Origin of the sequence: Streptomyces sp. CLV115, from assembly GCF_038448545.1 — a bacterium.
Lineage (GTDB): Bacteria > Actinomycetota > Actinomycetes > Streptomycetales > Streptomycetaceae > Streptomyces > Streptomyces sanglieri.
The window spans coordinates 1-20,165 of sequence record NZ_JBCEWQ010000067.1 but is presented as its reverse complement, the minus strand read 5'-3'; the positions used below and the strand labels follow the sequence as shown (position 1 = coordinate 20,165).

At 69.9% G+C, this 20,165-nt stretch carries 18 protein-coding genes and 1 pseudogene; 12 read left to right on the top strand and 7 right to left on the bottom strand.

The annotated features are described in order from the left end of the window. Positions 1–73: 73 nt before the first annotated feature. The 3 genes from AADR41_RS22840 to AADR41_RS22830 form a co-directional block, all read right to left on the bottom strand. Positions 74–1,231, bottom strand: a complete 1,158-nt coding sequence (locus AADR41_RS22840; RefSeq protein ID WP_342283247.1) for a hypothetical protein — start codon at positions 1,229–1,231, stop codon at positions 74–76. Beyond that, a complete protein-coding gene (locus AADR41_RS22835) occupies positions 1,228–3,567 on the bottom strand; it encodes a leucine-rich repeat domain-containing protein (RefSeq protein ID WP_342283246.1) in 2,340 nt (779 codons plus the stop codon). The genes AADR41_RS22840 and AADR41_RS22835 overlap by 4 nt, the downstream gene beginning before the upstream one ends. 119 nt (positions 3,568–3,686) lie before the next feature. Further along, positions 3,687–5,189 carry an ankyrin repeat domain-containing protein gene (locus AADR41_RS22830; RefSeq protein WP_342283245.1) on the bottom strand — a complete coding sequence of 501 codons (1,503 nt, stop codon included), beginning with the start codon at positions 5,187–5,189 and terminating at the stop codon, positions 3,687–3,689. Between the two features lie 405 nt (positions 5,190–5,594). On the opposite strand from AADR41_RS22830, the gene AADR41_RS22825 reads away from it, so the two are divergent. The 3 genes from AADR41_RS22825 to AADR41_RS22815 all read left to right on the top strand — a co-directional run bounded on the left by AADR41_RS22825 (position 5,595) and on the right by AADR41_RS22815 (position 7,546). After that, positions 5,595–6,062, top strand: coding sequence for a hypothetical protein (locus AADR41_RS22825; RefSeq protein ID WP_342283244.1), 468 nt, complete (start codon positions 5,595–5,597; stop codon positions 6,060–6,062). A 62-nt stretch (positions 6,063–6,124) separates the two neighbouring features. Then, entirely contained in the window at positions 6,125–6,709 is a 585-nt protein-coding gene (locus tag AADR41_RS22820) for a hypothetical protein (RefSeq protein WP_342283243.1), read from the top strand. Positions 6,710–7,144: 435 nt separating this feature from the next. Continuing rightward, positions 7,145–7,546 carry a DUF6896 domain-containing protein gene (locus AADR41_RS22815; protein ID WP_342283242.1) on the top strand — a complete coding sequence of 134 codons (402 nt, stop codon included), beginning with the start codon at positions 7,145–7,147 and terminating at the stop codon, positions 7,544–7,546. Positions 7,547–7,551: 5 nt separating this feature from the next. On the opposite strand, the gene AADR41_RS22810 is transcribed toward AADR41_RS22815, so the two are convergent. Together AADR41_RS22810 and AADR41_RS22805 are read right to left on the bottom strand one after the other, a co-directional pair. Next, positions 7,552–8,360 (bottom strand): IS5 family transposase gene (locus AADR41_RS22810; protein ID WP_342283241.1). Its coding sequence is split into 2 segments (ribosomal slippage): positions 7,552–8,021 and positions 8,021–8,360, totalling 810 coding nucleotides; the frame shifts between segments, so codons are not numbered across the junction. A 78-nt stretch (positions 8,361–8,438) separates the two neighbouring features. Next, a pseudogene (locus AADR41_RS22805) lies at positions 8,439–9,256 on the bottom strand (IS5 family transposase). 67 nt (positions 9,257–9,323) lie between these two features. Between AADR41_RS22805 and AADR41_RS22800 the strand changes: the two are divergent. The 8 genes from AADR41_RS22800 to AADR41_RS22765 all read left to right on the top strand — a co-directional run bounded on the left by AADR41_RS22800 (position 9,324) and on the right by AADR41_RS22765 (position 18,466). After that, positions 9,324–10,220: an AraC family transcriptional regulator gene (locus tag AADR41_RS22800; RefSeq protein ID WP_342283240.1), complete on the top strand. Its 897-nt coding sequence runs from the start codon at positions 9,324–9,326 to the stop codon at positions 10,218–10,220. A gap of 239 nt (positions 10,221–10,459) precedes the next feature. Continuing rightward, positions 10,460–11,296 carry an alpha/beta hydrolase gene (locus tag AADR41_RS22795; protein ID WP_342283239.1) on the top strand — a complete coding sequence of 279 codons (837 nt, stop codon included), beginning with the start codon at positions 10,460–10,462 and terminating at the stop codon, positions 11,294–11,296. A gap of 143 nt (positions 11,297–11,439) precedes the next feature. Then, the gene (locus tag AADR41_RS22790; RefSeq protein WP_342283238.1) at positions 11,440–11,712 is read left to right on the top strand and encodes a hypothetical protein; all 273 of its coding nucleotides are present in this window, start codon (positions 11,440–11,442) and stop codon (positions 11,710–11,712) included. Positions 11,713–11,891: 179 nt separating this feature from the next. Further along, positions 11,892–14,825: a helix-turn-helix transcriptional regulator gene (locus AADR41_RS22785; RefSeq protein WP_342283237.1), complete on the top strand. Its 2,934-nt coding sequence runs from the start codon at positions 11,892–11,894 to the stop codon at positions 14,823–14,825. A gap of 397 nt (positions 14,826–15,222) precedes the next feature. Continuing rightward, positions 15,223–15,861, top strand: a complete 639-nt coding sequence (locus AADR41_RS22780; protein ID WP_342283236.1) for a hypothetical protein — start codon at positions 15,223–15,225, stop codon at positions 15,859–15,861. A 485-nt stretch (positions 15,862–16,346) separates the two neighbouring features. Next, positions 16,347–16,910: a restriction endonuclease gene (locus tag AADR41_RS22775; RefSeq protein WP_342283235.1), complete on the top strand. Its 564-nt coding sequence runs from the start codon at positions 16,347–16,349 to the stop codon at positions 16,908–16,910. Positions 16,911–16,998: 88 nt separating this feature from the next. Next, positions 16,999–18,255, top strand: a complete 1,257-nt coding sequence (locus AADR41_RS22770; RefSeq protein ID WP_342283234.1) for a cytochrome P450 family protein — start codon at positions 16,999–17,001, stop codon at positions 18,253–18,255. Positions 18,256–18,310: 55 nt separating this feature from the next. Beyond that, positions 18,311–18,466, top strand: a complete 156-nt coding sequence (locus AADR41_RS22765) for a hypothetical protein (protein WP_342283233.1) — start codon at positions 18,311–18,313, stop codon at positions 18,464–18,466. Between the two features lie 411 nt (positions 18,467–18,877). On the opposite strand, the gene AADR41_RS22760 is transcribed toward AADR41_RS22765, so the two are convergent. After that, positions 18,878–19,216 (bottom strand): hypothetical protein, encoded by a 339-nt coding sequence (locus tag AADR41_RS22760; RefSeq protein WP_342283232.1) that lies wholly within the window; start codon positions 19,214–19,216, stop codon positions 18,878–18,880. A gap of 106 nt (positions 19,217–19,322) precedes the next feature. Beyond that, positions 19,323–19,598 carry an ankyrin repeat domain-containing protein gene (locus AADR41_RS22755; protein WP_342283231.1) on the bottom strand — a complete coding sequence of 92 codons (276 nt, stop codon included), beginning with the start codon at positions 19,596–19,598 and terminating at the stop codon, positions 19,323–19,325. Positions 19,599–19,832: 234 nt separating this feature from the next. Here AADR41_RS22755 and AADR41_RS22750 point away from each other — a divergent pair, with 234 nt between their 5' ends. Beyond that, the gene (locus AADR41_RS22750) at positions 19,833–19,970 is read left to right on the top strand and encodes a hypothetical protein (RefSeq protein WP_342283230.1); all 138 of its coding nucleotides are present in this window, start codon (positions 19,833–19,835) and stop codon (positions 19,968–19,970) included. Positions 19,971–20,165 lie beyond the last annotated feature (195 nt).

Below are 20,165 nucleotides of genomic sequence, written 5' to 3'. Positions count from 1 at the left end.
CATCGCGCACCGCGTCCGATGCCGCAGAAATCGCGGTCGTCGTTCCACCGGTGCGCCGTGCGCACCGGCCCTGTCACGGGGAGCCCAGCCACGCCCCCAGTGCGTCCGGGGTGTCAGGGAGCCCGTACTCCTCCGACAGGAGGATGCCGAGGTCCCCCGACTCCCAGATCCGGTCGCCGCCGAGCAGCGCCTGGAGCACGGCACGCTGAAACGGCGTCAGCGCCGCGGCACCGCTCACCTGACCGCTCACCTGTCTGGTGAGGGCGAAACAGGCCAGAGTCGTGGCCCAGTCCGCCGCTTCCGAAAGCTCGGAGTCCTGCTGTTCGATCCGCAGCAGCGTCCGTACGAGACAGTCCCGGGCGGCCTTCCGGCGTCCTCGGGGGAGACGGTCCAGGGTCCGCAGGATCAGCCCATTTACGTCGCTGTAGCAGAAGTGCGTCCTGGTGGCGGTCATCTCGTACTCGTCGGGGCCCGTGCAGATCACGCCCAGCTCGGCGGTCAGGGCACTGATGGCCGAGGGCGGGATGTCGGGCGCGGTGATGCGTGCCAGGGCCACGGCCGCCGCCCAGCGGTCGGGTTCGTCGCCGTTCGCCAGGGTCCGCTCCAGCAGGGCCGTGTCGGAGCGGTCTCCCGCGGCGCCTGCCAGCAGGCCCAGTGCGATGAGCCCGGTCGCTCGCTGAGGGCGCGGCAGCGGCCGCGCGCACAGCTGGCGCAGCGCGGGCAGGGTGAGCGGGGCGTGGGCGGGGAACCAGGCCGCGAGCATGGCCGCGAGACCCGCCGTCTCGGGGTCGTCGTGGTCCAGCAGCGGTACGACGACGGCCGGCACCCCGGCCCGGACGGCTTCGTACACGGCGGTCTCGACCGGCCACCCGTCGGTCTGGGCGGTGTCGTACCCGTCCGGGAACCACTGCCTGTCGTCCGCACCTGTGACCAGGGCGGACAGGTACCACAGGAGCTTCTTCCGGCCGGGCGTCGCCTCGTCCGCGAGCAGGTGCAGCAGGAAGGGGACGGCGTGGGGGGTCGCCTCGTAGACGTCGCCCTGGTGGTAGAGGCGCGACTCCATGTGGCCCCATGCCCGTGTCCGGACGTCCTCGTCACGGGAGGTCAGGTCGCGCAGCCAGGCCGGGACGTCGGCCGCCGGGCCGTAGCAGTCCTTGAGTTCGGCCCAGGGCACCTGGTCGAGTTCGTCGAGGGGCCGGATGTCAGGCGGTGTGGCGGGTCCGGGGTTCATCGGCCGCCTTCGAGGGCCCGGTGGGTGCGCTGGGCCTGCCGCCACGACTGGAATTCGGACAGGGCCGCGATGTCGGTGAAGTCGCCGAAGGACGGGTCGCGGGTGAGGACTCGGTCGGCCACCCGGTAGGCGTCGTCGGTGCGGCCGAGGGCGAGCAGGACGCGGACCTGGGTGTCGCGGACGAAGTCGTACTCCGGGGCGGAGGCGACCGACAGGGCCTGCCCGGCGGCGGCGAGCGCGCGCTCGGGTTCGCCGCTGTGCAGCAGATGCCAGGCCAGGGCGTTGCCGGTGCGGCGTTTGACCTCTTCCTGGAAGGCGCCCTCGTCGGTGAAGTGCCAGATCGTGCCGGGTATCAGGGCGAGTGTCTGCTCGGCGTACCGGATGAGTTTGGCGGTCGGTTCGGTGCGGTCGGCGTCCGGGGCGTTGTCGACGAGCCGGTCGAGGGCGTCGACCAGGCCGTAGTGGGCGTAGAGCTGGTCGTAGTCGGAGTAGCACGTGCCGGGGGCGCAGAGCGCGACGGCTTCCTCGAAGTCGGTGACGGCCGCCGCGTGGTCCTGTGCGGCCTGCTTCTCGGCGCCGGTCCTGACCAGGGCGTGCACGGCCTGCCAGTTCGGGTCGTGGATGACCTCCTTGGTGCCGGTGTCCCGCAGGTCGAGCCGGGTCCGGGGAAACGTCTCGCGCAGACGCTCCAGCGTGGGCCGGTCGAGCTTGGTGTACCGCAGGCCCGCGAACTTGAGCCGGCGCAGTCCGAAGAACGACTCGGGAAGGGTGGTGAGTTCGTTGAACGACAGGTCGATGTGCCGCAGGTTCGACAGGTGGGTGAACGCGTCGTCGGGCAGCGCGCGGAAGGCGGTGCGTGCCTTCCGGCCGTCGAACGTTTCCTTGCCCCAGCGGTCGATCTCCAGGTGTTCGAGGGTGGTGATGTCCCAGATGCCGGAGAGCAGGTCCCGGCTGGGAGGGGGCTGGTTGGAGCCCGGGGCGCTGCCGTTCATGCGCAGGACGCGCAGGCGTGGCAGCCGGGCCAGGTCGGGCAGCCGCGCCAGCCGGGCGGACAGGGAGCCGGTGAGGTCGAGCTCCTCCAGTTCGGTCAGGTTCAGCAGCTCGTCGGGGACGGAGGACAGCCAGACATACGACAGGTCGAGCTTCCTCAGTCCGGTCAGGCGGGTGACGATCGGGGGGAAGTCGACCAGAGTGTCGCAGTAGTAGCGGCCCTGGCGCTGGCGGGACAGGTCCAGCTCGCGCAGCGTGCGCAGCCGGGCGAGCGCGTCGGGGAGCGGGCACGTCAGATGCGCGGCGCGCAACACCTCCAGACGGTCCAGGTCACCAAGGGACTCTGGCAGGGCCGTGAAGGCGTTGTCGGAGATGTCCAGCAGCCGCAGTTTCCGCAGCCGGCCGATGGACTCGGGCAGCCCGGTCAGCCCCGTCCCGGCCAGGTGGAGTTCTTCGAGGGCGGCCAGCTCGCCGATGCGCGGGTCGATTGTCTTGAGCTCGGCGTTGCCCGCCAGGGAGAGGACCCGCAGGTTCGGGAAGGAGAGGAGCTGCTCGGGGAAGTGCCTCAGCTTGCGTTCGGACAGGTCGAGTTCGGTCACTTCCTCCGCCCGGGCCAGCAGGGCGTCCAGCTCCTCCAGGGCGGCCAGATGGCTCGGCCGGACCCCGGCGCGCAGCACCTGCCGTCCCTCGCGCAAGGCCTCCTCGATCTTCCGCGCGTCGGCCGTGCCGCGGTCGTCGAGGAGTTCGGGCAGCAGGACGGTGTCCAGCTCCTCTTCGGTGAAGTCCACCGGGGAGTTGGTGCGATAGGGATCGGCGACGAGCAGTGCCTGCGGCTGCTCGGCGAAAGTCATGCCGAAGTACAACATGCTGATGATGATCCGGGCGCGGGTCCGCCCGCACACCACGAGCACACCGCCGTCTTCCCCGTACGAGCCGCAGACGCCGCCCGCCACCTCCAGGTCACCACGCACCACCACGTCGGGGCAGCCGGACAGCAGCACGTTGCGCGCCCGCAGAGCCCCGGTGACCAGGAAGAAGTTGCTGCCGAGGTCGTCCCACCAGACCAGGTCACCGTCGACGGTCAGATCACCGTCCACGACGGTGTTGTACGGCACCCAGTCGCTGCCGCCCTCCGGCTCCAGATGACCCGCGACGTGCAGACCGCCCTCGTACAGGCGGATCTCCTGCTCGTCGGCGAAGTCGGCGTACGGGTAGCCGACATCGGCGGAGACCCGGAACCGCTCCTCCGCCTCCTCGGCGCTGATGACGCGGTACCCCGCCGGTGAGTGCACCGTGGTGAGGGCGGGGGGTACTGACGGGCTGCTCTGGGGTTCTTCATCGGCCATCTGTGGTTGCTCCGTGGGGTGAAGTGCCCGGTAAGGCGGATTCGGTGGGGGAAGCGCGAGGCGCGGTGTGCTGCGCGGTCGGCTGGGGCGAGGGCCGCCGGGCCGACGGGTACATGCGCTCAGTGGGCCTCGGCTTGCGCAGCCGTGCGGAAGACCGGCAGACCCTCGCGGAGCCGGGCGAACAGCAGATGCGGGTCCATCATTTCCTTGCCCTCGTCCTCGTCCTCGTCAACGGCGAAGACCTCGTCCACCAGCAGCTCGCGCAACTGCTCCTGGACGCCGTCGCCGTACCCCTGCTGGAAGTCGTCCAGGTCGAAGTGGAGCTCCGCTTCCACCGAGGCGATCGTCGCGTGCTCGTCCTCGATGACCAGGCGGGCGCGGATGGTGCCCGCCTGGAGCGTCTGGTCGTTGTAGTAGCCGTAGACGACGTCGGCCCCGATGTCGCCGTCGACGGACATCTCGCCGTCGGTGAACACTCCTCGGGCCGTCACCCCGCCGCCGATGGCCACCACCGAATCCGGGCCGCAGTCGGCCAGTACGCCTTCGACCGTCAGCGAGCCGGTGACCACGAAGGGGGCCCCCACGTCCAAGTCGCCGCCCTTCACCACCAGATCGCCGTGGTGGAAGAACGGCGTGTCCAGCCGCTGGTCACCGGTCAGCGTTCGCGTCGTACCGGACTCGCCGAGCACCCTGATGCACAGTCGGGGCACCGAGGGCAGCAGATCAGGGTGACAGTTGTGGCGCAGTGCGGAGGCCAGATCCTGGTAGCTGTCGAAGTCCGGCTCCACGAGCTCAGCGAGCCGGCCGCTGTCGTCGGGGATCCCAGCAGCCTCGCACACCTCGGCCAGCTCGGCCCGCATCACCCCGGCCGCTTGCCGCAGCGCCTCCATGTCGATGGGCAGCGGCCCGCCCTCCACCACGGGATACCGCACATGCGCCCGGGCACCCGCAGTCTCCAGCAGAGTCACGATCTCCGACCGTGCCTGCCGCTGCTCCATGCTGTACTCCGGCAGACGTAACGCGATCCCCAGGGGAGTCCGGCCGAGGCCGTCGACCGCGGCGTTGTCGGCGCCGCGCTCCAGCAGCAGCTTCACCAGCCCCGGTCGCGCCGAGCCGACCGTCGCGTGCAGCGGAGTGTTTCCGCGATCGTTGACCGCGTCGGTCGGTGCGCCGTGGTCGAGCAGGAAGGCGTAGAGCGGCGCGGCCACGCAGCTGTGGTGGGCGAACGACCCGCCGGTGGTACCGAGCGGGCCGTCCAGCCGGGCGCCGTGCTCGACGAGCAGCGCCAGCACCTCCACGGAGCGCTCCGCCCAGGCCGCCGGATCGGAGTCGTTCAAGGCCACGGCCCACTCGGCGGGGGTGGCACCGCGGTTGTCGAGGGCGTGCACATCCGCGCCGCACTCCAGCAGCGCCCGTATCACCTCAAGGGAAGGCAGCGGGTCGGCGGCGCTGTACGGGGCCTTCACCGACCGGTGCAGCGGGGTGACGCCCTGCTCGTCGCGCGCCGAGACATCCGCCCCGTCCGCGATCAGGGAACGGACCAGGGCTGCCCGCTCCGAGGCGTCGCCGCCATGGGCAGGGGTGACAGCAGCAAAAAGGGATTCACTCATCGATTCACTCACAGTGAGGACCGTAGGACGTACCTCTGACAGTGGGCCGGGTCTGCCGGGCAACCGGCCCTTCACCACGTAGAGCACATCAAAGTCGGCCGTAGGCCGCGATCAGGCCGGTTCCGCGAGTTTCCGTAGCCGATTGCGTAGTTCTACTGACACCGGCGCCGGACGTAGTGGGGGAATCCCCACGTACTCGGCCCCATGGGCCGAGGTCGGGACCGGGGAGGGACTGGGGCCTGTACGGGAAGGGCGATCGGTCGGCGCAGGGCGCCGCGCCCCGGCCATGTCCCGTTGGCGCGCTTACGCTCGCCACGTCATACCAACTGCCGGCAGGGGCGCTGACGGCAACCAGGTGATGCCCTGATATCCCTACCGCCCCGCACGTTTCGGGCGAAGGCAGAAAAGGCAATCTCGATGGCACAGTCGACCCGGCTGCACATGGTGAGTGGCGAGGAGATCCGCGGCCTCAAGGAGAATCCCGGCAGCATCGACGGTCTCGACAAGGCCGAGTCCTTCCGCACCCACTTCGGCCTCTCGCTCAACTTCCTCACCGGCGAGACCTACCCGAACTCGCCCCCTCACCCGCTGTACGCCGCGCTGGACGGCGCCGAAAGCGTCGCCTGCCCGACCTTGGAGAACGCGGCTTTCGGGGTGGTCGTGCCGGAGCAGGCGGCAGAGATCGCCGCAAGCCTCGCGGCCGTTGACCTGGCAGCCGTCGAAGTCGTCGTCGAACAAGCCGATTTCGACGAACTGGTGGACGAGCAGGAGATCTCCCCGCCCGGCGAGGTCCCCGGGCTCATCGCCGCCGAACTCAAGGAACTCACCGCGTTCTACGCCAGGGCCGCCGACGCCGGTCTCGGCGTGATGATGTACACCACCTGACCGTCCCGGCCGACGGCCGGCGCGCCCCTCACCTACCCACCCTGCCCCGAGAGTGATCCCGTATGAGCGTTCCGTACTCCTTCCCGTTCTTCGGCGTGGGTGACGCCGCCTACTTCGAATGGGCCGAAGTCCAGGTCCTGTTCGCTCGCGAGCCCTCCGCCGACGAGAGAGCCGCCATTGAGGCCCGGGTGCCACCACCGCTGGAGCCTTCCTGGAAGGGCGGCCGACGGCTGCAGGTGGGAAGTGACCAGTTCGTGCACATACACATTGCCGAGCACTATCCTGCCGACCAAGGAGACGACGACTTCGACGAGGGATCGAGTTGGTTCTTCGCCGCGTCCTCGCGGGTACGGCGGTTCAACGAGGACATAGACGCCTGGCTGGCCGTGGCCCATCAGCACTGCCCGGTCCTCGTCGCCCATCGCGCACAGGACGCCGAGGCCGGCGGCACCCAGCTGCCGGCCTGGCACACCTGGAGCGTCCAGCAGTTGCCGGGACTGCTGCCCGCCCTCGAACCCGTCGCCGCCGCCTGCGCGGACCCAGATGGCGAGGACTTCGGCGTGGCCCATCTGCTCCGGGGCGTCGTGGCGGCCGCGGCCGGATCCGAGGTGGAGTTGCCCGCGTACCTGCACCGGTGGGCGCGATGAGGCTACGGCCTCGACCGGCAGTTGCTGGAACGCCTGATCGGTCTGGCCCGCAACGGCGACGTCCGAGGCGTGCTGGGCCTGTCTGCGGACGCCGGCCCGCAGACCTTGAAGCTTTTATCCGCGTGGCCTCTTATAGATCCGTCCGGCTGAAACCGGTCGGGGAGCCCCTTGCGGCTCTTCGGTCAGAGAACGGCCCGAAGTCCGGGCCGTCCGCAGCCCAGCCTGTTCCGCCTTCGGGGCCGAGCGTGTGTCGGCGTCCCGAGCGTCCCGGTGTGCCTCCCGGCCCCGCGCCGGACCCTTCCTTGATAGATAGGGGCGGAAGCACCTCCTACGGATAGGGCCACTTACTGATCGTTTCAGAATGCCGTCCTGCGTAGACGCTGGCGGCCCCATGGGACAATCCCTTCAGCCACGGGCTCAGGGGGATGACGCCGTATGGAACGGGTGGGGGCTGCACGAGACCTCGTGCTCGGTTACGTCCACGCTCTGAACGCGATTGACGAGGCCATGAGGGTGGCGATCCCCTCGCTTGAGCGACTGGCAGATGTCCTCGGCCTGGCCCGTTCGCGCCGGATCAGCCGGAGTGATCACATCGGCACATACTCCTACACGGTTCACGGGGCAGGCTGCCGCTTCGTCAGCGACAACGGCACTGAGGTCGATGTGGACTTCGCAGCCGACGGGAGCGAAGTCTTCGACCTCTGGCGGCTGCGCTGGTATGGGCTGAGCCTGCCGGAGTCTGTTGACGTCACGGATGACGACCTGCGGTCCGCAGTGAGGTCGCTGCAACCGCTTCTGACCGAGGTGCGGCCGGGGTGGTTCAGCGTAGCCAACTGATCGTTTCAGGATGAGGTTCGTAGGCGGCGGAGGCATATGAGGCTGCAGGCCAGTTCGAGCAGACCCTGGTGCAGATCGGCGCGTCGTTCGTAGCGGGTGCGGAGCCGTTTGAACTGGTGCAGCCAGGCGAAGGCGCGCTCGACCACCCAGCGCACCTTGCCCAGTCCGGAGCCGTGGGCGACGCCGCGTCGGGCGATCAGGGGTTTGATGCCGCGCTTCCACAGCAGGCGGCGGTACTTGTCGAAGTCGTAGCCCCGGTCGGCGTACAGACGCCGGGGTTTGCGGCGGGGGCGTCCCCGCAGCCCCCGGATCGATGGGATGGCGTCCAGCAGCGGCAGGAGCTGGGTGACGTCGTGCCGGTTGCCGCCGGTGAGCGTGACGGCGAGCGGGGTTCCGTGCCGGTCGACGATCAGATGGCGCTTGGAGCCGGGGCGGGCACGGTCGACGGGTGACGGCCCGACGCGATCCCCCCTTTGAGGGCCCGGACATGCGATCCGTCCACGGAGCAGTCGTCCAGGTCCAGCAGGCCGGCGCGGCGAAGCTCGGCCAGCAGCGCGGCGTGCAGGCGTGGCCAGACGCCGGCCTCGGTCCAGTCCCGCAGTCGGCGCCAGGCCGTCACACCGGAGCAGCCCACGGTCTCTGCGGGGAGATCGCGCCACGCGACACCGGTCCGCAGCACGTACATGACGCCGGCGAGTGCCACTCGGTCGGGAACGCGCAGCCGCCCGGGGTGGCGACGGCGCCGTTCGGGAGCAGGCGGCAGCAGCGGAGCCACCCGCTCCCACAGGTCGTCAGGAACAAGATCAGCACGCACCCCAGACACCCTGCCGACCAAGATCGTCGAGCACAAGACCCGCAGCTCAACTCATTCTGAAACGATCAGTTAGAGGTCCTAACAAAGGCGTTGGACGTGTCGGTGGGTGATGAGGCAGGTGGCGAGGCCGAGGAAGGCTTCATGGATGTCGTCGCGTCGCTCCCAGCGGACACGTAGGCGTCGGAAGCCGTGAAGCCAGGAGATGGTGCGTTCGACGACCCAGCGATGAACGCCGAGACCGGATCCGTGCGGGACACCGCGGCGGGCGATGACCGGTTTGATGCCCTGGGCCCAGACGAGACGGCGGTACTTGTCGTGGTCGTAGCCGCGGTCGGCCAGCAGCGTGTCCGGTCGCCGTCTCGGCCGGCCGACCAGGCCGGCGACGGACGGGACCTTCGCCGGCAGGGGCATCAGCTGGGTAACATCGTTGCGGTTTCCGCCGGTCAACGACACCGCGAGCGGGATGCCCTGCCCGTCGACGAGGACGTGGTGCTTGCTGCCCGGACGTGCTCGGTCGACCGGGCTGGGCCCGCTTTTGGGCCGCGTCGAGCGGCCCGGACATGGCTGGAGTCGATCACCGCCCTCGACCAGTCCAGCTGCTTTGCCAAGCGCAGCTTCGTCAGCAGGACCGCATGAAGCCGGTGCCAGACACCGGACTCGTTCCACGCGGCAAGCCGCCGCCAGCACGTCATGCCGGACCCGAACCCGAGCTCCTGGGGCAGGTATTCTCACTGGATCCCGGTGTGGAGCACGAACAGAATCCCGCACAGAGCCTGCCGGTCAGGCACCCGAGGCCGCCCCGCCGCCAGCTTCGGCGCCGAAACCGGCAACAACGGCTCGATCAGCAACCACAGTTCGTCCGAAACGATCCACGGTCGGGAGTTCCTCTTCGCCACGAACGGACCAACGAGCAACCAAGCCGACAGTCACATGATCAATAGCTTCTGTTAGGACCTCTTAAAGATGAGTGATCCGGTCGATAACCATGCCGCTCCGCTCGACGCGTCCGTCGACGCGCTGTCCGACGTGCTCGATCTGATCCACCTGCGTGGCGAAGGACTGACCGTGGTAGGCGCGGTGGGCGGGGCCGACGTCCGGCACGGGGCAGGAGAGAGAGTGGTGCACCTCGTCGAGGAGGGGCCGGTCGAGCTGGTCGTCGACGCGGGGGCGCGACTGCGGCTCGGGAAGGGGGACATGGCATTGCTGGCGACCGGTGCCGAGCACCGGTTGAGAGTGGTCGAGCGAGACGGCTCCTGGATGAGCGGCCGGTTCCTCGTCGAGGAGAGCGCGGCCTCCCCGCTGCTCGCGGCGCTGCCGCGGGTGATCGTACTGCGAGGCTCCGAACCCGGTCTGGAGTGGCTGCCGCTCAGCGCCGGGCTGCTCGCGGCCGAGATCGCCGATCCGAGCGCCGGGTCGCGGGCGATGGCGTCCAGGCTCCTGGACCTGCTGTTCATCAAGGCGCTGAGGGCCTGGTCCGACACCGACGGGGCCGGCGGCAGCCCGGGGTGGCTGACCGCGGCGCTCGACAGGTCCCTCGGGCCCGCCCTGTGGGCCATCCACCGCCACCCCGAGCAGCCCTGGTCCGTGGAGGAACTGGCTGGCCTCGCCTCGCTGTCCCGGGCCGCTTTCGCGGCGCGCTTCACACGGCTGGCCGGAGATCCGCCCGCCCGCTACCTGGCCCGGCTGCGCCTGGCGCGCGCGGCCGACCGGATCGCGACCACCACGGAGCCGGTGGGAGCGATCGGCAGGGCCTTGGGGTACGAATCCGAGGCGGCGTTCTCCAGGGCTTTCGCCCGCGAGTACGGCACCGCCCCGCGGGATTGGCGCGCCGCCCGAAACGGTAGCGCCTGGCCTGGATGAAGGGCCGGTGGTATTGCGTCGGCCGCCGACCGCGACCCAGCTGAGCGTCGGGAAAGGACCGGCCGAGCGTTTGGGCATAGAAGGGAAGCGAGTCGATCATTCCTGTTCCTTCACCGCCGGAATAGCGTTTTTGTGTCGGCGGAAGGCCGACGGGCCGCGGCGCAGGAGCGCGCGGCGGAGCGACGAACCGGCGGGCAGCGGGCACAGTCCCCTGGGCTGGAGAGAACAGGGTGAGACTCATGGAACGAGAAGCGGCCACGGACACCGTCGTCCTCATCCACGGCCTCTGGATGACCCCGCTGTCGTGGGAGAACTGGGTCACCCGCTACGAGCAGCGCGGGCTCAAGGTGATCACCCCCGGTTATCCCGGCATCCAGCCTGGTACCGCCGGCGTCCAGGCCCTTCGCGACGACCCCTCCCCGCTGGCGGGCCTGGGTGTGACCGAGGTCTTCGACCAGCTGAAGCAGGTCATCGACGCGCTCGACACGAAGCCGGTCGTCATGGGCCACTCGTTCGGCGGGGCCTTCGTCCAGCTCCTCCTTGATGCCGGGTACGGCTCGGCCGGCGTGTCCATCGACGGCGCCGCCGTGAAGGGTGTGAAGGCGCTGCCCTTCAGTGAGATCAAGGCGACCTTCCCGGTCCTGCACAACCCGGCCAACAAGAGCCGCGCGGTGCCGATCACCGAGAAGGAATTCCACTACGCCTTCACGAACAACCTCACAGTGGAGGAGTCGAAGGCCGTCTACGACCGCTATTCCGTGCCGGTCTCGGGCCGCATCCTCTTCCAGGGCGGGTTCGCGAACTTCACTCCGAACGCGACGACGACCTACGACTTCGCCAACGACGACCGCGCACCGCTCCTGTTCATCTCCGGCGGCAACGACAACATCCTGCCGCCCGCCGTCCAGCGCGAGAACTACGAGAAGAACGCCAAGCGCTCCAAGGCGATCACCGCGTACAAGCTCTTCGATGGCCGTAGTCACTACACCTGCGGCGAGCCTGGCTGGGAAGCCGTCGCTGACCTCGCCCTCGACTGGGCCCTCGCCCCCATCCCTGGCGGCCTCGACCAGAACTGACCCCTTCCCGCCTCTGAGGGCATCCCCTCTCTTCACACCGCATCGCCGTACCGGTCGCGGCTGATCCGCGCCCGGATGCGCTCGGTCGACCGGTCAGGCATGCCCCAGCGTCGGAGCCCGAAGCATGATGTCGATCCCTTTCCATGTCCGCCCTCCGGGCCGTCTTCGCCTCGCCCCGCCCGCTGCGGCGGCTGCCGGCGGCATCGCCGGTGCGGCGCGACGGCCAGGAACTCGCCCTGGACGCCCAGTTGCTCCTCCGGCTGATGCGGATTGCCGGAAGAAGACTCGTCGGCGGCCCTGCGGCTTCTGGCCCGCCTGCACTGTCGGTGGATCCTTCGGCGGTCCTGCTGCAGCGGTGGCCGCTCACCTCACGGCCGCTGATCTCAGCAGCGACCTCCGACTGGTCAGCAGTGTGACGCGCTGCCCGTACGTCGGTCACCATGCGCCCTGACCGGCTTGGGCCGGGCCCGCCACGAAGGGACAGCGTTGTCGTACTCGTGCTGTAGAACGCTGTCTGACGGCGACAGTCGCCCAGCGCCGTGCCGTAGCCACCGGGGCCCTGGCGTGCTGTGGCGGCGTTCCGAGGGAGATCGTGGTGGTTGAGTTGTACAGGGGACCGGGCAGGCGCACGAACAGCGTGCCGTTCGTCAGCAGGTCAGCCGAGTTCCGCCGGCTCGACGCGGCCCTGCAGCACATGGGAGCCGGTGGTCCGGCCCTCGTCGACATCACCGGTGAGGCCGGTATCGGCAAGAGCCGGTTGCTGGCGGAGTTCAGTACGCTCGCCCGCCGCCGCGGGGCGGCCGTGTTGCGCGGCCGGGCTACCGAGTTCGAACGGCACAGTCCGTTCCAGCCGTTCGCCGACGGGTTCGCCGACCTCGACCAGCGGGTGCTCAGAGTGTTCCCGTCGCTGCGGGAGCTCCCTCCGGTGCTGCGGGGGAGGGCCGAGCCCTCGGGCGAGCCGTGGAACAGGGACCGTTTCGGCCTCTACCGGGCCACCGCGGACGCACTGCGCCGCATCCGGGGCGCGCGGCTCGTCGTGGTCCTCGACGACCTGCACTGGGCGGACCCGGCGTCCCTGGAACTCGTCGACCACCTCGTGCGGCACCCCGTGAAGGCCCCCTTCCTGCTCCTCGTGTCGCGCCGCGACCGCCAGGCCCCGGCGGCGCTCACCACGGCGCTGGCGCGCGGGGCCGACACCGGCGCGGTGCTGCGGATCTCTCTCGGCCCGCTCGACGAACGGGAATGCGTCGAAGAACTGGCCCGCGACCTGCCGCAGCAGCTGGCGGCCGAGATGTACGCCGCGAGCGAGGGCAACCCGCTGTACTTCCTGGCGCTCCTGACGGCCCATCGCACCGCCCGGCTGCCCGGGCCCCCGGTCCGGGACGGTGGTCCGCCCGCGGGCCTGGAAGCACTGCTGCTCGACGAGCTCGCCCCTCTGGACCCAATTGAGCGCGGCACCGTAGAAGCCGCCGCCGTACTCGGCGACCACGCCACGGCCGACCTCATCGCCGCTCTCACCGGCTCGCCGGTCCCCGACGTCGTCGAGGCCCTGCGCGGGGTGATGCGCCGCGATCTGATCCGTACGGACCAGGACGGACGCCGTCTGGCACTGCGCCACCCGCTGATCCGGGCGCTGGTCCACGACAGCACCGATCCCTGGCGGCGGCAGGAGCTCCACCGCAGGGCGGCGGCCGAACTGGCCCGCGCGGGCGCGCCCCCCATCGAGCAGGCACACCACATCGAGCAGTCACTGACCGGCTGGGATCCGCAGGCCGCCGCCGTACTGACGAAGGCCGCCGAGCAGACCGCCCTGACCGCTCCCGCCGCTTCCGCCCACTGGCTTCAGGTCGTCCTCGGCATCCTCCCCGACACCTCCGAACACCTCGACCGGCGCCGGGAACTGATGCTTATGCGTGCCGGAGCGCTCGGCACCACCGGGGCGCTCAAGGAAAGCCGGGACCTCTTCCACCAGGTGATCCACACGCCGGGACAGGACGCCGACGGCGTGGACGCCCTCCGTACCTCAGCCGTCGTGCAGTGCGCGGTCATGGAGCGCCAACTCGGACGCTACGCCGAGGCCGATGCCCTGCTCCGCCGCGAACTTGACCGGGTGCCCGGCCCCTCGCCGTCCCAGCGGATCGGACTCGTCATCGAATGGTGCTGCCGCGCCCAGTTCGTCGCCCGCTTCCCCGAAGTGCGCGAAGAACTCACCCGCACGCTTGAGAGCGCCCGCACGCTGGGCGACGGACTCGGCGAGATGAGTGCCCTCACCCTGGCCGCCATGAGCGAGGCGTACGAGGGCGACATCGCCGAAGCCTACAAGCTCACCCGTACCGCGGCCGGGCTGGCGGACGCGCTCACCGACGGCGACCTCGCCGGGCTGTGCGAGCCCCTGGTCAGACTGGCCTGGACCGAGGTGATGCTCGACAGATACACGGACGCCGAGCGGCACAGCGACCGCGGTGCGGAGATCGCCCGGCGGACCGGCCGGTTCTACGTCCTGTCGCAGCTCCTGCTGAGCAAGGCATACGCCCACTTCCTGACCTGCCGGGTCACCACGGCCCTGGAGCTGGCCGACGAGGCCGCGGCCATCGCCCGGTCCCTGGGCAGCACCGAACTGCTCGGCTTCACCCTCGCGATAAGGTCCCTGTTCCTCATACAGGCCCGCCCGCCGGGCGATCCGGAGACGCTTCCCGCAGCCGAGGAAGCGGCGGCCGCGATGGAAGGCACGGGCGAGAGCTGGTGGTCGACGCTGGCACGGTCCCTGCTCGCCTTCGCCGCGATGGGCGCCGGTGACCCGCACCGCGCACGGGACGTCCTGCTGGACGCGGGCGGCGGCAGGGACCTGCCCCGATCGCAGCCCTCGCTGCTGCCCGAGTTCCTGGAAATGCTTGTCGCCGCCGCCTTGGCCGTGGGTGAGACGGAGGAGGCCGAGAACGCGGCCGAGCGCGCCCTGAAGGAGGCCGAACGGATCGACCTGCCGACCCGCCGGGCAGCGGCGCTGCGCGCCCTCGGCCGGATCGAGGCGCACCGCGGGAACCCGGCCGCGGCGGCACGGGCGTTCACCGAAGCCGCCCGGGAGAGCGCGCTGTCCGGGGCGACCCTCCGGGAGGCCCAGAGCCTGCTGTTCGGCGCCGTGTTCACCAGGGCCGCCGGTGACGGCGCCGGCGCGGCCGTCATGTGGCGCCGTGCCCGTCGGCAGGCCGCCGAGGGCGGGGCCACGCTGCTGGTCGCCCTGGCCGACCAGCAGCGCCCGGAGGTGCTGGGTGACACGGACGGGTCGGTGGAGCCGTCCGGACCGGCCGCCGGGCTGGCCCAGCTGACCTCGCGGGAACGGGAGATAGCGGAACTGGTCGCAGAGGGTCTCACCAACCAGGCCGTGGCCTCCCGGCTCTGCCTCAGTCCGCGCACGGTCGAGAGCCACATCGCCCGCGTCTACCGCAAGACGGGCGTCCCGTCCCGCGCGGCCCTCGCCACCCTGGTGGCCCGCCACACGGTTACGGCACCGGGCACGCCGCCGCCCTCCTAACCAGTGCCGTCGGCCGGACGCGTACCGGGACGCTCCTCGGCCGAGCGTCCCGGAGGGCCTTCGTGCCGTGGAGTGCGGGTCGAGTTGCGTAGTTTCACTGAGCCTCGCTCGACAGGGGACGGGCGACGGGACGTCGGAGTGCCATCGGACCAGACTGTCGGTGCGGGTGCGGGTGCGGGTGCGGGTGCGGGTGCGGGAAACCAGTTCGATTGCTGCGGATTGCTGTGGGAGGAACGTGTGGCCGGTGACGTGGTGTGGACCGAGGAGCAGCGCGGCAAGGTGTATTCCACGCGGGCGCGGGTTAATCCGGGCCATCTGACCGAGCGGCTCGGGCGGGGGCCGTGCCGACTGGCGGCGGTGCCGCCGTTCGACGCCGCGGGCTGCTTCGCCGAGGCGCGTGACAAGAGCCCGTCACGACGCTTTCAGAGGCTGGGAGTACGCGGCCCACCAGGTGGAGAAGGGGGTGCGGCACGCGGCGCCTTCGATGGCCGCGCTCGGGCTGCGCGCGGTGGCGCTGTACCGCAGCGGTGAGCGTCCGGACGTGCTCGACCTGGACGTGGAAGTGTCCATGGCGGAGCTGCAGTTGCAGGCGACGTGGGACGCGGTGCCGTTCTGGCTGGCGGCCGAGGGTGTCATATGGACGCTGCGCGCGATGCTGCGGCTGCATGAACTGGCCCACAACCAGCACGAAATCCACTACGACCCGCGGTTGGAGCGGAGCGGGACCTGGCTCATCGAGACCACCGCACATGCCTCGTTCCAGGTGGCCGAGTGCGAATCGAGTTGGCGGCTGCTGCGGGGCGTGCTCGCGGTGGCCGACGGGGCGGACCACCGTGCGGCGCGCGCGGTCGCGGAGGCCGCGTTCGACGCGGCGCCGGTGCCGGTGAAGGTGGCGCTGTCCTTCGTGTTCCCCGACGAGCGGGAGTGGGCCGACCGGGCGGCCGAGGACTGCCTCGCCCAGGGCAGCGGTGGTGACGAGGTGGTACGGATGCTGGTCACCACCGCCGGTGTCGACAGGTCTCCCTGCGCATGCTGACTGGTTAGTCGGCCGTGCGGGATTTGGCCAGGCCCGATGGCTTTGTGCCATTCGTCGGTAACCCGGCACCAACGTCACCGAGACGCCGCTACACAAGAAGGCCAAGGGGTAGCGCGCTGCCTACCCTGCGTGGTGATGGCTGGTTGATGGGGGGTCTGATGTTGCTGACCATCAATGTGGCGGTGCAACTGCTCGCAGTCATCGTCGTCTTGCGGCTGCGCCGGCGGACACATTCCCGCAGCCGTCTCGACGAGAAGTTGACCGTGGTCATTGTCCTGGCGCTGGGTGTCCTGCTGGCTCCCACGCCGGCCGGTGGGCCAGGGCATTCTGAGCTTCCTGGGGCAGCTGGCGAGCGGCGTTACGCAGGCCGGCCGGTGAGCCCCCGTAGGCGGCGGCCCGCGGCGACCAGGCGCCGACCGGTACGGCGGCGCACTCGCAGCCCCGCCAGGCGGCAGCGCCGGGACGAGAAACTGGTCGGTCTCCTCATGGCCGCGGTCCTGGCCGTCGCCCTGCTGGTTGCCGCGGTCAACTGGCTGCTGGCCCACTGGTGGATCCTGGCCGTCACCGCTGTGCTCGCGGTGCTGGCCGGCGGCGTCTGGCTCCACCAGAAGCAGCAGCGGGCACGGTGGGAAGCGGTCCGTACGCAGGGCCAGCGCTACGGGCTGGCCCAGCTCGACGGCCTGCACCACTCCCGGTTCGAGGACGCGGTACGGGACCTGATGCACCGTGACGGCTGCCAGGACGCGCTCCGCGTCGGGGGCGCCGGCGGCCTGGGCGCCGACGTGAAAGCCACCGACCCCTACGGACGGCCCTGGGTGATCCAGTGCAAACACCGCCGCAACGGCCTCGCCGGCTCCGCCGTCGGCACCACGGACCTCCAGGTCCTCAACGGCACCGCCCGCCAGGTCCACGGCGCCGACATCGCCGTAATCGTCACCAACGGCCGCGTCACAGCCCCAGCCGTCACCTTCGCCAAACAGCAGCGCCTCCACGTCGTCGACCGCCACACCCTCGCAGCGTGGGCAGCCGGCTCACGCCCCTGCCCGTGACGTTCACGCCGACCAGCGACACCGCCCTGGACCCGTCCGTTCGATAGCCCAGCCCGCCCGCTCTCGCACCGCGTACCGGAGGTAGCTCATGACGGCACAACAACGTACTGCCCAGCATGTCCCGGTCCTGCGCCTGGACCCGACCGGCGCCGACCACCAGGGCGAAGCCGCACGGCTGCGAGAGCTCGGCCCGGTCGTGAAGGTGATCCTGCCCGGCGACGTGGAAGCCTGGGCCGTCACCACGCACCAGCTCGTCACAGAATTGGTGACTGATCCGCGGGTCAGCAAGGACTGGCACCGGTGGACGGACATCCGCACCAACCGGATTCCCGAGGACTGGCCGCTGACCGGCATGGTCAAAATCACCAACATGGTGACGGCCGACGGCGACGACCATCGCCGCCTGCGCCGCGTCGTCACCCAGGTCCTCACCCCCGAACGTGTCCGGGCCATGCGCCCGCAAGTGACCGAACTCGCCCGCAGCCTCGTCCAGGCATTGCCCGAGCGCACCGGCCCGGACGGCTCGGTCGACCTGCGTGAGCACCTGGCCTACCCGCTGCCGATGAACGTCATCTGCGACATCATCGGAGTCCCCGGCCCGCTCCGGCCCCAGCTACGGCGCCTGGTCCGATCCATCTTCGACTCCACCGCAGAGCCTGAAGAAGTCCTCTCGACACAACACCTCATCTACGAACTCCTCGACAAGGCCGTCGCACACAAGCGCCGCACACCGGGCGACGACCTCACCAGCGCCCTGATCGCCGCCCAGAGGGACAACTCCGGCATCCTCAGCGACGCAGAGCTGACCGGCACCCTCTGGCTGATGGTCGCCGCCGGCCACGAAACCACCCTCAGCCTCATCACCAACGCGCTGCGCGCCCTGCTCACCCACCCCGGCCAACTCGATCTCGCGCTGAGCTCCGCCCCCTCAGTCTGGGCCGTCGTCGTCGAGGAAACTCTGCGCTGGGACGCCCCCATCGGAAACTTCCTAGCCCGCTACCCACGCGAGGACCTGGACATAGGCGGCGTGACCGTACCCGCTGGCGACGCCATCCTCGCCCCCTACAGCGCGGCCGGCCGCGACACCGCCCAGCACGGCCAGGACGCCGACCGGTTCGACCTCACCCGAACCCAGTCCCGGCACCTGGCCTTCGGCGGTGGCCCCCACGTCTGCCTTGGCGCACCCCTGGCACGCATGGAAGCCGCGATCGCTCTCGAAGCCCTGTTCAGCGCGTACCCCGGACTCTCACTCGCCACCAACCCCGAATCCCTCGTGCCCGTGCCATCCCTGATCTCCAACTCCGTCCAAACCCTCCCCACCCACCTGAACCAGGCCCGCCCATGAACCACCACCCCAACACCATGGCCACCGCTGACACATGCCCCCAAGGAGCCGCACAGTGAACGCCACCGCACCCGACATCGACGTGGACAGCCCAGCCGAAGGCACCGCACCGTCGACCGCGCCTATCACACACTGGCTGCTCGGCGGAAAACACCACCACCAGCCCGCAGACCGCCCACTGGGCATGCGCGTGCGCAACGCAGCACCGTGAAATCTGGAACGGGCCGGTTCACCTGGTGCTGCTGGCACGGAAACGTCACCGGCCAGGAACGGCGACGGCGCCCTCCAGCTCGGAGGGCGCCGTGGTGGTGCGCGACGTGCGGCTCGGGTTCAGCCAGCCAGCCAGCCAGCCAGCCGGAGGGCGGGCCGGGCCTCGGGGCGGGCGCGTCCTCACCGCCGTTGTCGGTCTCGAATTGCCCGACCACCGCGCCCAAGCCTTCGTTCCGTCTCTGATTTCATTTCCCGGCCCCCTCTCTCGGCCGCAGAGGGTGCTCGGCGGGGTTCCGGAACCCAACTTGCGGCCGCCGCCGCGTGATTGGCGGCACGGCTTGCGAATCCCACAGGCAGAGGGCCGGCTCGCGTGGACGCTCCGCCCTTCGGCAGCGGCAGGTCCGGGATGCCGCTACGCAGGTACGACGTGGACGCTCTTCGCGATGTTGCCGGGGCCGCAGGCGACCGCAGCCACCTCGGGTGCCTCGACGGTGTAGTTGCCGTACGCGACGTACCCCACGCCCGACTGCAGGTCGTGGCAGACCACCTTGGCCTGGTAGGTGCCAGTGTCGCACTGCACCTTGCCCAGTCCGTAGTAGTGGCTGTTGCCGTCATGGATCCACTCGATCCAGGTGACACAGCCGGTGGGCGGATCGGCCTGGGCCATGGGGGCTGCTTGAGCGGGGGCAGCAGTCAGAGCGGACAACCCGAGGACGGCTGTCGTGAGGGTCACCATGGTTCGCTTGAGCATCAATTTCTCCTGTATTTCGAGTAGGGAAACGTTAACTAGTTCTGCCGGAGGCCATCGCTGCTGGCCTTCTTTGCCGGACGGATGCGGTGATTAACGTGATGGTTATTCACGTATGCATGCAGAAGTTCAATGGAACTCTGCATATCCTTTTCCTACCGAACTCCAGCAGCGCCCGTATCACCGCAAGGTAAGGCAGCGGGTCCTCGGCGCCGTACGGGGCCTTCACCGCCCGGTGCAACGTGGTGGCGCCCTGCTCGTCGTGCGCCGAGACATCCGCCCCGTCGGCGATCAGTGAACGAACCAGTGCGGCACCCTCGGCGGGGTCACCGCCACGATCAGGCGCGACAGCAGCAAAAAGGGATTCGCTCATGACATCGCTCATGGTGAGGACTCCTGGACGGCGCACTGACAACGGACCCCGGCAGGCCGGAAGCCGGACCTGACAGAACGTAGTACATGTGACCAGGCCGTTTGGTCATGAGCAGGGAGGTTCCGTGGCCGATTGCGTAGTTCTACTGACACCGGCGCCGGTCGAGACGCGCAGGGGAGGGACGGCGCCATGCTCGGACGGGCCCGGCACCGCAGGACCCGCCACACCACGAAGGAGAAGGAAGCCGTGCAGCTCGACGAAGAAGGCCGGGCCAGACCGATCCCGGAGACCCTCGAACAGTTTCCCGGCCGCGAGTGGCCGACGGAGATGATGCACGCGCCAGGCGCCGATCGACTCCGTGAGCTTGATCGGTGGAAACCGTGAATTCGCCGCTGCGTCGCCAGGACCACGTGTGGCTTCGTTGATCTCTAAGGGCTGTCCCGCAATTCCTGGCGGGCGTGCGACGTCAGCTACGGCACCTCGCCGCGTTGTCGGAACGTCCACATACATCCAGTATGTGGACGTCCCTCCGCCTTGCGATGCACCGCATCTGACGCCGCACGCTGTTCCACCAGGAAT